Origin of the sequence: Gilliamella sp. B3172 (genome assembly GCF_026536465.1) — a bacterium.
Lineage (GTDB): Bacteria > Pseudomonadota > Gammaproteobacteria > Enterobacterales > Orbaceae > Gilliamella.
The window spans coordinates 226,039-239,696 of the sequence record NZ_JAFNOA010000003.1 but is presented as its reverse complement, the minus strand read 5'-3'; the positions used below and the strand labels follow the sequence as shown (position 1 = coordinate 239,696).

Below are 13,658 nucleotides of genomic sequence, written 5' to 3'. Positions count from 1 at the left end.
CTTTACCTGCCATGTAACACATCTGTTGGGCGTAAAAACATCATAATCCGTAGTGCCGGTAAACTACCGAGAATGGTTATCAAACTGACCATAATAAGTACTAACGGTATGATAATCATTTTAGGCTGAACAAACGAACCAAAGACCGTGTGCCCAATGATTTGTGCAAAACCTAATCCAATAAAATAACCTGCTATGCCGCCTAATAGCGCAATAATTAAAATCTCAGTTAAGATTAACATTGCCACCGACGTATTTGTCGCCCCTAAAGCCTTTAATAGACCGATTTCGGTACTGCGTTCAATCACATTAGCCGTAACCAGATTCGAAATCGCCAACGCTGAACAGATCAACGATAAAATGGTTAACAGTAACATGAGTAATTGCGTTTTTTGCAAAATTGAGCCTTCCGATTCGGCAACTTGCATAATTGCTTTTACTTTGACATCCGGCATTAACTCTTCTAATTGATAGGCTATTGAACTAATGTAAGCGGTGCAATACCATGTGTCCCACTGTGTGCGTGACAAGCTGGAAGGGTCTTGTGCGGCTTTTCGGGCTAGATCGTTTTCCGGGGTAGTTAAGGCACTGACTTCAACCCGCTCGACTAATCCGACTTTATTCGCTAAATTTTGCGCCACAGGTAAAGAGACATAAAGTTGTGAATCTTCAATACCGCCACTGTGGAAAATGTTATTAACGGTTAAAGTAGCCCGGTTTTGGGTATAAGGTGAAGTTAATTCAATTTTATCACCGATTTGCAAATTCCACTGTTTAGCAATCGCTTCACCAACCATAACACCCTGTAAATTATCATCTTTCATCGAGTTACCGTCTATAGTCCACCAGGATTTCATCGCTAACATGCCGGTATCAACTTCATCACCGGTTGGAATGGTCAAGTGTTTGTTAAACCATGTTCCAACAACGGTAACCGGTTTATCGTGGAAGGTTGCTTGAGTGGTTAAGTAAGGGGCAAAATCGACAATGTTATAGGCCCAAAAAATCATCTTTATTTTGACTAAATCATCTTGCTTAATGTATTGTACTGCTTGCTCGGTTTCACTATTATCAAGCTGATACATTTCACTAACTAAGGCTGTACCTTTAGGCACGATATTGAGATTTGCACCGTAGGCTTTTAATTCTTGGTTAACTTTATCCCCTACATCAAACATCACATTTAACATAGCCGTTGCTAGTGAGACGCCCAATGCAACGGTTAAGGCAATCAAAAACAGCTTCTTTTTTTGACGAACTAAAACGCTAAGTAACATTCTGCGAAACATATTTTCTTCCTTTGCAAATCGCCTTTTATTTAAAGCGGCTTTTTTCTGCTTCTAAATTAGCCGGGCGAATCACCATATTACCGTCGATAATTTCATATTTAAGCGGTACCGGATTGCAACCGCCTGAAAATCCGATTGTTGCAATATTCATCACCACATCACACAAAATGCAGACAACTTGATTGCCTCGTTGATAATAACCGCTTGCCCCACAAATATCGCAAGCATCAAACCCTACGCCGTAAGCATTTTCACTTTTTTTGATGACAATAAAACGAACAAGTGTGCCGTCGGTTGCCTTATATCCATAACGATGTAAATTACCGTCATTGACTTTCTCAAGCGGGATGACAATTAAACCATTGGCATCAGGCGTAACTGGCTCAGCTGGGGTAAGTTCAACCCCTTTTTCAAAAATGTATCGGGCACGGGTTACGGTGTAGGCAGTTATGGCTACTGTGGCAATCATCCATAGGGAAGTTCGCCTATCTTGACGTAACTTAGCTTTGAGTTTACGCACTTGCGCAGGATTGCTCCCGACTAATGAGGTTGTATTGGCTTTAAAATATAAAACGGCGGTAAGGCAAAGCGCTATGGCCATAAATGCAAAGATAAATAAATTAACATGCGCTAACACAAAAATGACTAGTTCCATCATCCATTTTTGTGGCGCAATAAAACGCCGGACAATTAAAATTTGGATAAAATTGATGCCATTTGCAAGGGTTAAAATAGTGATTGCAAGTGCCGTTATCAATACCACAAATTTATCGGCGAGTCTGAGGCACATTCTGTAAGCAAATAAGCCAATTAAGAGTGTGACAACTAAGGAAAAACCGTAGCCCACCCACTTAGACAGGTAATCATGATTAAAAATTGACTCCATGCCAACATCAAATTCAAAAGGATAAAGCAGTAAATTCGGGACAAATTGAGCAGATAATAAGCCAATAGCTAAACCGGATGAAACAATCAACAGCGCTTGACTAAATCGATTATGGCAAGATTTTACCAGTAGACAAATTAATAGCGGTAAAGCGATAACCAACCAAGGAATAATCACACCGAGATCATAAAATTCCCGAATGGCAATGCCGGTAGTGCGTTTTAAAATGGCGTAAATGAGTGCAGCAACAAAACCTAATAAAAAACCAACGGTAATGTATCTTTTACAATGAGAGTAATTGGATTTAACCATAACTGCGCTTAGCAGCGCTATCATAATGACAGGAACAAACGTATTATCGGTAACATTGATAAGGTATTGAAGCATAACCATTGCCTAATTATTACAATATCATTGGCGAGCTTGCTACTCGCCAACAATATGACTTATTGCATAAATTAAAAAAATTTATTTAAAAAAACGATAATTACCATGCACGTGGAATAAAATCGAAGTCCCAAGATACTTCATACGGTGTAGTCCAGAAACGACCTTCAACACCGGTTTCTTTATCAACATGTAATAAATAACCTTGTTTTTCCGGGCTTTCAATAATAAATGTCACTTTATATTTACCTGCACCGTCTAATTTAACGTTATTACCATAATGTGGACCGTCAGAAGCATTCATTGGCATAAAGTTACCTTCGATAACATTGTCGCTCCCTTCTTTTTGGATTTTATATTTCACTGTTAGATAAGGGACAAAAGTACCGATACCATAACCAAGAACATTATCTTCATTAGCTGAGATATCTGCCTCTAAATGCATATCTGATTTTGATGCAGGTAATCCGCCCATGCCAGCAGGTTCCATATCAACAGGTTGGAAATAAACAGCACTCACATTTAATGGACCGACTGTCACTTCTTCACCAATTGGGAACTCTTCAAAGCCTTTTTCCTCACCGGGTGCGGGTGCTTCGGCATTGGCGAATGATGAAAATGCAAGGATTGAAGAAATACCTGCGGCTAAAACTAATTTTTTCATTGAATACTCCTTAACTTCGTTTATGATTATGTGTTGTTACTCTTTTAATGCGACACAATTTCCCATTGTGTCACAATCAATCTTGTTACTTAATTAGAAACTGCCTTATTTGTCGATTTAAATTTGTAATATAAGACAGATACTATTACGAGCATTACCATTACTACTTGCGGAATTAATGTTTCAACCGTAGGATAAATACCTAAAATTTCAACAGAACTGATAAAATCAACCGGTGTTACCTGAATAATATCGGCTTCTTGCAACTCTTTTACACCACCGCCAGCAAAAGCAATTGCCATAATGTACATCAATACACTGGTACAGATGAAGAATGGTTTAAGTGGTAATCGAATTGCACCAAAACGAATAACAATAAAGATGAAGGCAAGGATTATCCCGCCAACGCCAAGTCCGTACCAAACCATATCCATATGCTCTTTAGCATCGGCTAACATGGCTTGATAAAAGATAATAGTTTCAGCCCCTTCCCTAAACACGGCTAAGAAGGCAGCAAAGCCCAAAGCAATACTACTACCGGTTGTAACAGCCGTTTGTACTTTACCTTCAACATAACTTTTCCATGCTTCAGATTCGGATTTGGAGATCATCCAATTGCTGACAAAAAAGAGTACTACCGTGGCTAATAACATGGCGCCACCTTCCATAATCTCTTGATTAGCGCCACTCAAACCAACAATAGTATGTAAGGCAATTGCGGTTAAAATACTGACAAAAATAGCAAACAATGAACTTAGGTAAACCACTTTTAACATCGGTTTATTATTGGTTTTGACCAGATAAGCTGAGATTGCGGCAACAACCAATATCGCCTCTAAACCTTCACGGAATATGATGATAAATGAAGCGAAGAAAACACTCCAACCACTCTCTTTTTTGCCGTCTAATTCATTAGCATCTTCATGCAGCATTTTTAAAATCACATCGATTTCGGCTCGCACCACTTTATTCGGTGCATTAGATGTCATTAAACGTTTAATTTTAGCAAACTGATATTCGGTATCGGTGCCTCGTTTACCGGAAATATAGGACATTACCGCCCGTTCTACACCATGTTTTTCATAAAAGCCAAAATAGGCATTATTGACACGATCTTTTGCCTTGTTAATATCTTTCATAAAGTAGATGTCATAAGCATCATTTAGAATGATATCCATTTCATCGACAATGGCATTCCAAGACTCATATTTTTTGTCAGTGGCATAAGATGTTGGTACAAAAGTAACGATACTGGCAACAAGCAACAATGCTAATGTTAAAAATCGTTTCACTTCCTTACTCCTTATTTACCTAGTAACACTATTCCAATTGGCTTGCTGTTTTCCGGTAGTTGCAATTGTTGTGATATTACATCTGGTTTGATTGAATGAATATATCTAACACTGAGTTTTAAAGCTGTCGCGGCAAGATAGACATTTTGACTCATCGCACCGACAGCTATCTGACTAAAATCATTGGCCTGATCAGGCGAAAAGTCGGTTAATGCTTCGCTATCAGAGACAAAAATTAAAGAGTAAGCAGCACGTTTGGTGAAATTTTGCATAGCAATATCGCCACGTAAGTCTTGATTATTTATCTCACGCAGATAGTGTCCTTCCCATTCGTATAAAAAGGTACCTTTCTCACCAGTGACATAAATTCGAACGTACGGAGCTTTGCCTTTTACCATTGGCACTGTCCAACCCGTTTTACCACGATTTAAGCCACTGGCAGCCCAAAGTATGTTCGAAAGCTCCTCATCTGAAATAGTACCTACCGGAAAACCCCCACCAGGCGTTGAAGAGCGTTTTTTTAGGCTTTCGAATAAACTCATACCGTCTTGAGTTTGAGGAGAAGGCAAAGACATGTCTGCATAACAGAGAGACAAAGGAGAAATGGACAAGAACAATATGACAACTATCTTCCGTAATAGGCACGGCATAGCAGACCTCTGGAACCTTGATAAAATTTTAGCCATATCTTATTGCTATTATTGTTAATTATCAACATTAAATAGCAATAATTATCATTAAACACAACCTTATAAAATATAAGGATTTACTAATTTATTCGATAAAATTAAAAATTTAGTTGGTAAATTAATCAAAAACCAGCTAACTTCTATCACTACCTATAAATAGCGATTTTTATTTTTTTTATCATTAAGTATATACTGATGCTAATTGCTTTATTGAAAATTTGAGTACAACATTTTATGCCTTTATCTACATGGGTGGTATTACCCCTTTTTATTTTAGCGATTACTTCTGCTTCTTTAATTGGCAGCAGAGCTTTGCGACGAGACACAATTGTGTTAATGACTGTTTTTATTGTTATGGAACTGACCTCTATCTATTTTAGTGGCGGGTTTATAGACTATCAGTTCTATGTCAACTTGAATATAAATGATATTATTGAAGGATTATTCATCTTTAAATTTCAAGCTGTCTTAGTCATTGCTGTTTTTTTTGCCTTAATCATTGGATTAATCAAATTGGCGAACTTTTGTAGGCGTAAATTTCGTCTACCTTACCGTTTATTGCTAGCCACTTTAGCTATTGCATCGCTCAGTTATCATAACGGACCTTTCAGTCGTTTATACGAAATATATCAAGTCACCACTGCCGATGAAAAACCCTTCGACCAAGCGTTACAATCGATGAACATGGTTGATTATCCGCATAAACAACAAGTTCACACACAGCAAGGTAAAAATATTATCGTTCTGTCGTTAGAATCCTTCGAGCAAGGCTTTTTTGATTTTGCCGATATCACCCCTAACTTAAGACAATTACGCCAAGAGTTTACCTTTTTCCCGAATATGCCAATGGCAGCAGGAAGTAGCTGGACAACCGCCTCGATGTATACTTATATGACGGGTATGCCGTTTTTAATTGGCGGATATAGCACCTCGCCTTTAATGAAAGCGGACAAAACTAAGCTGGTTAGTTTGGGGGATGTACTTCAGCAAGCGGGCTACCAAACACGCTATGTTATGTCTGGCCCCGATTTTGCTGGTATTGGACACATCGCAGAACTATTAGGCATGCAAGTTATCTCTGAAAAAAATTATGTTGGACAATATCCGGTTGCGCCATTTGGATTATATGATAAAGATATCTTAGATATCGCCCAAAAACAGGTTACTCAATTGCACAATTCCGGCAAGCCCTTTGCGCTATTTATTTCAACCATTTCAACACATGCGCCAAATGGTTTTAATGATGAGCGCATGACATCAGTCATTTCTCCAAAGGATGATAACATGTCGTTTGTGGCCGCATCCCTTGATCATAATGTAGGGAAATTTATTGCGTATTTAAAAGAAAATAATTTATTAGATGATACGGTGTTTTATATCTTTCCCGATCACCTCATGATGGGGTCAGGCACACCAACAATTAATCGCCTTTCTGAAAAAGAACGCAAACTTTACTTATTAACTAATGCCAAAACTGAGAATCTACAAAAATCAACAGATCAAACAATCTATCAAATTGATCTACCTCGTTTAATCTTAAACGGCGCACAAGTTAATACCAACGCTAAATTTTTAACGGACTATTTAACCACTCCAAATTTTGATAAAAAACAGTTCATTGAACAAAATAAGTCCAATATAGCAACGTTAAATCATGCCGCTCAAGAGTATAAACAGGACAAATAATGACGCTTGATACAATCGTTTTAGTTACAACCGTCAGCTTTTTGGGTATGGTTTCGCCCGGTCCTGATTTTTTTCTGGTGCTGAAAAACAGTTTAAGTTATAACCGAAAAACAGCGCTGCTAACATGTTTTGGCGTGATAACGGCAATTTTAATTCATATGAGTTATTGTGTCGCAGGTATTGCTATGCTCATTACTGCCACACCGTTAATTTATGATTTACTGCGTTATGCCGGGGCGATTTATCTTTTTTGGCTGGGAATTAAAGCGCTGCTTGCCCGAAACGGTGGGACTACCTATATCAGTCAAGGCGTGGTTAGAGACCAAATCTCTGCTAAATCAGCCTTTATGCAAGGTCTCTTTTGTAATTTACTGAATCCCAAAGCAACGCTGTTTTTTTTAGCGATTTTTACCCAACTACTCAATGCGCAATCTTCATTTTTAGATAAATGCTTAGTGGCGCTAATTATCTGGCTTTTAGCTGTGTTATGGTGGCCGTTTGTCGTTTTTATTTTTCAGACCCAAACCGTCCAACGGCGCTACTTTAAAATTCAATTTTTAATTGATAAATTACTGGGCGTGATACTTATTATATTAGGGGTGAAAGTCGCATTAGGATTTTAAATATTTTGCGTAATTTAAAATCTGTTTTATACTGAAACGTATACATTTTCTGAAACTTCTTGACAAAAAACGTTTCTTTTTGAATATTCAATAGTTAATTGTTAAACTGTTGACAGTCAGACTTTTTATATTCGTTTAACTTATCGTTTTAATCATAAAAAGTTGTCATTCACATTTACCCAAACGCTAGGCTAATTGAAATGGATAAATTATTACAGTATGGTCAAGAACTGCTTGAGCTCGAACTGCAAGAAGCACAAAAGTTACCTAATCGACTCGGTAAAGATTTTATCAAAGCTTGCCAACTGATCTTATCGACCAAAGGCAAAGTGGTGGTTTCCGGCATTGGAAAATCAGGTCACATTGGCAAAAAAATTGCAGCATCACTTGCCAGTACCGGCAGTCCGGCTTTTTTTATGCACCCGTCTGAAGCCTTACACGGCGATCTGGGTATGGTGACTGAAAATGATATTGCGATTTTAATATCCTACTCCGGGCGAGCTAAAGAGTTTAACTTTATTTTACCGATACTATCGGCCATGAATATTCCGGTAATAGCTATCACTGGTGGGCTGGACTCCCCGCTAGCTAAGGCGGCACAAGCAGTACTGGATATCTCAATTGAAAAAGAGGCTTGTCCTATGGGACTGGCGCCGACTTCAAGCTCAACTAACACGCTGCTAATGGGCGATGCGCTTGCGATTGCTGTCATGCGTGCCAGAGGCTTTAAAGAAGAGGACTTTGCGCGTTCACATCCGGCTGGAAGCTTAGGGGCAAAATTACTTAATCAAGTTAAAGATGTCATGCGAACAGGTGATTTAATTCCTAAAGTGCCGGAAAGTGCAACCGTCCTTGATGCTATGCTAGAATTAAGTCGTACCGGTGTTGGTTTGGTTGCTATATGCCATAACGATAACCAAATAATCGGCGTATTTACAGACGGTGATCTGCGCCGTTTATTGTTAAAAAATGGCACTTTACAAGATAGTATTGCCCAAGTGATGACCAGCCCGGGTTATCGAATCCCCGAAAACTGGAAAGCAGTAGAAGCATTAAAAACATTTAATGATCATAACATTACCGCTGCACCGGTAGTCAATAGCGAAGGGGAATTAGTCGGTGCTTTAAACATTCATGATTTGCACCAAGCAGGTATAAGCTAAAACTATTGATAAATACCTATTGCAAAAAGGGGCTATCTATTGAGATAATTACCGACCTAAATTTTTGTCGTTAGACGGAGATCCAAGAAAAGTTACACAATGACAAACCAAAATGATATTACCAATCATAACGAGTTGATATTGTGTTGTAAATTTTAACCAAAATTAATAGATGATGAAACTACAATGGCAGAAAAGCGAAATATCTTTCTAATTGGCCCAATGGGGGCAGGAAAAAGCACAATAGGCCGACAAATTGCACAACAGTTGGGCATGGAATTTTTTGACTCCGATCAAGAGATTGAAAAACGTACAGGTGCTGATATTGCATGGATTTTTGACTTAGAAGGTGAAGACGGATTCCGAGCCAGAGAAGAGAAAGTCATTAACGAATTGACTGAAAAACAAGGTGTTGTACTGGCAACAGGTGGCGGATCGGTTTTATCTAAAGAGACACGGAATCGATTATCAGCACGTGGTATTGTTGTTTATCTTGAAACAACCATTGAGAAACAGATGGCACGGACTCAAAAAGATAAACGCCGTCCATTATTACAAGGTGGTAACACCCCAAGAGAACTTTATGAAGAGCTTGCCGGTGAACGTGAACCACTTTATGAAGAGATAGCAGATATCACAATAAAAACTGATGAGCAAAGTGCTAAAGGTGTTGCTGGTTATATCATTGAGAAAATAGAGCAAATCTAAGTCATTGACATTCTTCAGTGGCTTGAATTGTTGAGCAATAAACCAGATGTTGGGTTAAGGAGAGAATATGCGTGTAGATAAAAATGATCGATATGTATCAGAAAATTCTTACAAGAAGTCTACGCCTTTAATGCAATTGCCAAATTTTCTTCAAAACTACTCAAAAAGAAAATTGACTATTATGCTTATGGCAGTTGTAATAATTCTGTTATTACTTAGCTTAGTCGTATTTCGTCCTTCAACAAATAACGAACCAACTTCATTAACGCCGCCGGTAGTCAATGGCGTTCCACCGGAAGAGCCAAATAGCGTAACCGAGCAGCAACCTAATCCTGCTATTCAACCGCCACAACCGGTTGATAGTCAGACAACTAATGGTAGCTCAAATAGTGCACAGAGCCATGTTACGCAATCTGGCGGCAATGATAATAGCAATAACCCAACACAAGCACCGAATTCGGCTAATGGAGCAAGCACTAGCCAACCGACTACACCGCCAGCTTCATCGCAAACTACGCAGAAGCCTGAGCCTGTTAGTCATAAACCAGAAATTAATACTTCAACAAACTCAGCGATAATTAAAGACGAACACTATGCTGTCCAACTTAGTGCGTCTAAATCAGCTGAGGGATTAAGAAAACTCGTTAAGCAACATAATTTGACCAATTACCAGATTTACGAAACCAAACGTAACAATGAAACTTGGTATATTTTAGTTCAAGGTAATTACGCCACCGCTGATGAAGCGAAAAAGGCGATTAAATCATTACCCGATGCTTTACAAAACGACAAACCATGGATCAAATCTGGTGCAACGATCAATAAAGAAAAAACTGCAAAATAATAAAGGATATCGTTCATTTATCCTGGCAATAACAAAATAGGAGTTTCCGTTGAAGAAGCAGCGAGCCTTTTTAAAATGGGCTGGAGGAAAATATGAGCTCGTAGACACGATTAAGCGATATCTACCACAAGGGGATCAACTCATTGAGCCTTTTGTTGGCGCTGGCTCCGTTTTTTTAAACACCAATTATAAAAGTTATATTTTAGCTGATATCAATCATGACTTAATTGCACTTTATAACTTATTAAAAACAAGTCCTGATAAGTTTATTAGCGATCTTAAATTACTATTTAGTAAGCAAAATAACCAAGCTGATGCATTTTATCAGTTACGAGATGTGTTTAATGGGAGCAAAGATCAGTATATTAGATCGCTTCTGTTTGTCTATTTAAACCGCCACTGTTACAACGGTCTTTGTCGCTATAATAACAGTGGATTATTTAATGTGCCATTTGGACGTTATAAAACAATTTATTTCCCTGAAAAAGAGCTCTATTTTTTTGCTAAAAAAGCGCAAAATGCTGAGTTTATTTGTGCGCCTTATCATGATGTCATGAAACAAGCTAAACATAATTCAGTGATTTATTGCGATCCTCCCTATCTTTCGCCCAATGACTCAGCAGGTTTTACTGCTTACTACTCCAATAATTTTGGATTTGATGAGCATAAGAAATTATCGCAATTAGCCGAAAACATGGCTTATGAGAATAATGTTCCGGTTCTGGTATCTAATCATGATACTGATTATACAAGAACTTTATACAATAAAGCGCGATATCTTTATCGTGCTGAAATGCGTCGCTCAATTAGTTGCGCAGGTGAAGGGCGCAAAAAAATTGATGAAATCTTAGCCTTATATCAAAAGTCATAAAGTGATATTGATAAAGGCTTTATCAGTAGAGGTATGTAATGCAAGAGTTTATTATAGCGCCATCAATACTATCAGCCGATTTTGCCCGTCTTGGCGAAGATACCCAAAAAGTACTTGATGCCGGGGCGGATGTAGTCCATTTTGATGTAATGGATAACCACTTTGTGCCAAATTTAACTATGGGTTCAATGTTCTGCAAGGCACTTCGTGACTATGGAATCAAAGCGCCAATTGATGTGCATTTAATGGCATCGCCGGTTGAAGAGCTGATTGTCTCTTTTGCGAAAGCCGGCGCGACTAACATATCTATTCATCCCGAATCGACCATTCATCTTGATCGCTCATTACAACTTATTAGAGATCATGGTTGTACCGCCGGTTTGGTTTTCAACCCGGCAACACCATTGGATTATTTAGATTATGTCATGGACAAAGTCGATATTATCTTATTAATGGGTGTCAATCCCGGCTTTGGTGGACAATCATTTATCCCCTCAACGCTAAAAAAACTACAACAAGTGAAAAAGCGGATTGTCGAATCGGGGCAAAATATCAGACTTGAAATCGACGGCGGGGTAAAAGTTGAAAACATCGCCGAAATAGCAAAAGCAGGTGCCGATATGTTTGTTGCCGGCTCAGCTATATTTGGTCAACCCGACTATAAAACCGTTATTGATGCCATGCGAAAAGCGTTATCAGGAGTAAAACATGCCTAAACTTGATGATATTCAGGCAATTGCCTTTGATCTCGACGGCACTTTAGTTGACAGTGTGCCCGGACTGGCCTTAGCTGCTAAGCAAATGTTGGCCGACTTAAATCTGCCGACAGTTACCAATGAACAAGTCAAAAATTGGGTGGGTAATGGTATTGATGTTATGCTAGAACGTGTGTTTAAAGCCATTGAGGTAACACCTTCTACAGAATTATTTCATCAAGCAAAAGATCGCTTTAATCAACACTATGACAAAGTCATGGATGCCCAAACAAAACTGTTTCCGCATGTCAAAGAAACGTTAAAAATCCTACACGATAATCACTACCCTTTAGCTTTAGTGACCAATAAACCAGCGCATTTCTTACCTGCACTGCTCAGTTCATTAGGCATTAAAGACTATTTTTCGTTAGTGCTAGGCGGTGGGGATGTGATTAAATTAAAACCGCATCCGGCGCCACTTTATCAAGTTATGGCAACGTTTGGACTATTTAGCTCGCAATTATTATTTGTCGGCGATTCTAAAAATGATATTGATGCGGCAAAAAATGCCAATTGCCCAACAGTTGCATTAAGCTATGGTTATAATTATGGTATATCTATTGCAACCAGTCATCCCGATTTTTTACTGGATGATTTTAAAGATATATTAACTTTATTACCTCAGCCCAAAGCTGACGCAAAAAAATAATTAGCACAAATAATTAGCACAAATAAAGAGAAAACAGATTAGGAATTAATTATGAGTAAACCGATTGTATTTAGTGGCGCTCAGCCATCAGGAGAACTAACACTTGGCAACTACTTAGGCGCTTTAAAAAATTGGGTGGCGTTGCAAAATGAATATGATTGCGTTTACTGTATCGTCAATCAACATGCGATAACGGTACGTCAAGATCCACAAAAACTACGCAAAGCGACGCTCGATACCTTAGCACTCTATTTAGCTTGTGGCATCGATCCGCAAAAAAGTACCATTTTTGTTCAATCACATGTGCCAGCCCATGCCGAACTTGGCTGGGCATTAAACTGCTACACCTACTTTGGCGAGCTGAGCCGTATGACGCAGTTTAAAGATAAATCATCACGCCATAGTGAGAATATTAATGCCGGCTTATTTGATTATCCGGTGCTTATGGCTGCCGATATTTTACTTTATCAAGCTAATTTAGTGCCAGTTGGTGATGATCAAAAACAACATCTTGAGCTATCACGTGATATTGCGATGCGCTTTAATGCGCTTTATGGTGAGATATTTACGGTACCAGAGCCCTTTATTCCGAAAGTCGGTGCAAGAGTGATGTCACTTCAAGAACCGACTAAGAAAATGTCTAAATCAGATGAAAACCGTAACAACGTCATTGGTTTACTTGAAAATCCAAAAGATATTGAGAAAAAAATTAAGCGAGCCATGACCGATTCTGATGAGCCACCGGTTGTACGTTATGATTTAAAAAATAAAGCGGGAGTTTCGAATCTGTTAGATATCTTAACCGGCATCACGGGCAAACCAATAATTGAGCTTGAAAAAGAGTTTGAAGGCAAAATGTACGGCCACTTGAAAACTGAAGTAGCAACACAAGTTATTGATATGTTAACGGCTTTACAAGCTAAATATCACCAATACCGTGACGATGAAACGTACCTGTTTTCAATTATGCGTGAAGGTGCTGATAAAGCACGCTCAAAAGCTGAGCCGACATTGAGAAAAGTGTACGATGCTATCGGTTTTGTATAATAACGATTCGACAGACGACACAAGTCGCGATAAACATTGAACAATATTAATTGGCTTTAGTAAGCAAAAAAGTTGACACTGTAAGCTTTAAAGCCATTTAACTAT

The 13,658-nt window shown here is 38.6% G+C and carries 14 protein-coding genes; 9 read left to right on the top strand and 5 right to left on the bottom strand.

Annotated features, from left to right (window positions below):
* Positions 1-2: 2 nt before the first annotated feature.
* The 5 genes from J3U37_RS05775 to J3U37_RS05755 all read right to left on the bottom strand — a co-directional run bounded on the left by J3U37_RS05775 (position 3) and on the right by J3U37_RS05755 (position 5,093).
* Positions 3-1,289: an ABC transporter permease gene (locus J3U37_RS05775; protein ID WP_267373751.1), complete on the bottom strand. Its 1,287-nt coding sequence runs from the start codon at positions 1,287-1,289 to the stop codon at positions 3-5.
* 25 nt (positions 1,290-1,314) lie between these two features.
* Positions 1,315-2,562, bottom strand: coding sequence for a Fe-S-containing protein (locus J3U37_RS05770; RefSeq protein ID WP_267373749.1), 1,248 nt, complete (start codon positions 2,560-2,562; stop codon positions 1,315-1,317).
* 100 nt (positions 2,563-2,662) lie between these two features.
* The gene (locus J3U37_RS05765) at positions 2,663-3,226 is read right to left on the bottom strand and encodes an iron transporter (RefSeq protein ID WP_220219043.1); all 564 of its coding nucleotides are present in this window, start codon (positions 3,224-3,226) and stop codon (positions 2,663-2,665) included.
* An 89-nt stretch (positions 3,227-3,315) separates the two neighbouring features.
* Positions 3,316-4,518, bottom strand: coding sequence for an FTR1 family iron permease (locus tag J3U37_RS05760; protein WP_267328597.1), 1,203 nt, complete (start codon positions 4,516-4,518; stop codon positions 3,316-3,318).
* An 11-nt stretch (positions 4,519-4,529) separates the two neighbouring features.
* Positions 4,530-5,093 carry a nitroreductase family protein gene (locus J3U37_RS05755; RefSeq protein ID WP_267373748.1) on the bottom strand — a complete coding sequence of 188 codons (564 nt, stop codon included), beginning with the start codon at positions 5,091-5,093 and terminating at the stop codon, positions 4,530-4,532.
* 348 nt (positions 5,094-5,441) lie between these two features.
* On the opposite strand from J3U37_RS05755, the gene J3U37_RS05750 reads away from it, so the two are divergent.
* From J3U37_RS05750 to trpS, 9 genes are all read left to right on the top strand, one after another.
* A complete protein-coding gene (locus tag J3U37_RS05750) occupies positions 5,442-6,893 on the top strand; it encodes an LTA synthase family protein (RefSeq protein ID WP_267373747.1) in 1,452 nt (483 codons plus the stop codon).
* Positions 6,893-7,516 (top strand): LysE family translocator, encoded by a 624-nt coding sequence (locus tag J3U37_RS05745; RefSeq protein ID WP_267328600.1) that lies wholly within the window; start codon positions 6,893-6,895, stop codon positions 7,514-7,516. Before J3U37_RS05750 ends, J3U37_RS05745 begins: the two co-directional genes overlap by 1 nt.
* Positions 7,517-7,716: 200 nt before the next feature.
* Complete coding sequence (gene gutQ, locus J3U37_RS05740; RefSeq protein WP_267373745.1) at positions 7,717-8,679, top strand: arabinose-5-phosphate isomerase GutQ; 963 nt, start codon at positions 7,717-7,719, stop codon at positions 8,677-8,679.
* 186 nt (positions 8,680-8,865) lie between these two features.
* Complete coding sequence (gene aroK / locus J3U37_RS05735) at positions 8,866-9,387, top strand: shikimate kinase AroK (RefSeq protein WP_065634798.1); 522 nt, start codon at positions 8,866-8,868, stop codon at positions 9,385-9,387.
* Between the two features lie 67 nt (positions 9,388-9,454).
* The gene (locus J3U37_RS05730) at positions 9,455-10,231 is read left to right on the top strand and encodes an SPOR domain-containing protein (protein ID WP_267373743.1); all 777 of its coding nucleotides are present in this window, start codon (positions 9,455-9,457) and stop codon (positions 10,229-10,231) included.
* Between the two features lie 49 nt (positions 10,232-10,280).
* Positions 10,281-11,102: a Dam family site-specific DNA-(adenine-N6)-methyltransferase gene (locus J3U37_RS05725; RefSeq protein ID WP_267328602.1), complete on the top strand. Its 822-nt coding sequence runs from the start codon at positions 10,281-10,283 to the stop codon at positions 11,100-11,102.
* Between the two features lie 38 nt (positions 11,103-11,140).
* Positions 11,141-11,818, top strand: a complete 678-nt coding sequence (gene rpe / locus J3U37_RS05720) for a ribulose-phosphate 3-epimerase (protein WP_267373741.1) — start codon at positions 11,141-11,143, stop codon at positions 11,816-11,818.
* A complete protein-coding gene (locus J3U37_RS05715; RefSeq protein ID WP_267335472.1) occupies positions 11,811-12,506 on the top strand; it encodes a phosphoglycolate phosphatase in 696 nt (231 codons plus the stop codon). Before rpe ends, J3U37_RS05715 begins: the two co-directional genes overlap by 8 nt.
* Before the next feature lie 51 nt (positions 12,507-12,557).
* Positions 12,558-13,553, top strand: a complete 996-nt coding sequence (trpS, locus tag J3U37_RS05710) for a tryptophan--tRNA ligase (RefSeq protein ID WP_220219033.1) — start codon at positions 12,558-12,560, stop codon at positions 13,551-13,553.
* The last annotated feature ends 105 nt before the right edge of the window (positions 13,554-13,658 follow it).

Bases quoted from the DNA above. Each gene is read 5' to 3' on its own strand.
- J3U37_RS05775 (WP_267373751.1), bottom strand. From the start codon at position 1,289: ATGTTTCGCAGAATGTTACTTAGCGTTTTAGTTCGTCAAAAAAAGAAG.
- J3U37_RS05770 (WP_267373749.1), bottom strand. From the start codon at position 2,562: ATGCTTCAATACCTTATCAATGTTACCGATAATACGTTTGTTCCTGTC.
- J3U37_RS05765 (WP_220219043.1), bottom strand. From the start codon at position 3,226: ATGAAAAAATTAGTTTTAGCCGCAGGTATTTCTTCAATCCTTGCATTT.
- J3U37_RS05755 (WP_267373748.1), bottom strand. From the start codon at position 5,093: ATGTCTTTGCCTTCTCCTCAAACTCAAGACGGTATGAGTTTATTCGAA.
- J3U37_RS05750 (WP_267373747.1), top strand. From the start codon at position 5,442: ATGCCTTTATCTACATGGGTGGTATTACCCCTTTTTATTTTAGCGATT.
- J3U37_RS05745 (WP_267328600.1), top strand. From the start codon at position 6,893: ATGACGCTTGATACAATCGTTTTAGTTACAACCGTCAGCTTTTTGGGT.
- gutQ (WP_267373745.1), top strand. From the start codon at position 7,717: ATGGATAAATTATTACAGTATGGTCAAGAACTGCTTGAGCTCGAACTG.
- aroK (WP_065634798.1), top strand. From the start codon at position 8,866: ATGGCAGAAAAGCGAAATATCTTTCTAATTGGCCCAATGGGGGCAGGA.
- J3U37_RS05730 (WP_267373743.1), top strand. From the start codon at position 9,455: ATGCGTGTAGATAAAAATGATCGATATGTATCAGAAAATTCTTACAAG.
- rpe (WP_267373741.1), top strand. From the start codon at position 11,141: ATGCAAGAGTTTATTATAGCGCCATCAATACTATCAGCCGATTTTGCC.
- J3U37_RS05715 (WP_267335472.1), top strand. From the start codon at position 11,811: ATGCCTAAACTTGATGATATTCAGGCAATTGCCTTTGATCTCGACGGC.
- trpS (WP_220219033.1), top strand. From the start codon at position 12,558: ATGAGTAAACCGATTGTATTTAGTGGCGCTCAGCCATCAGGAGAACTA.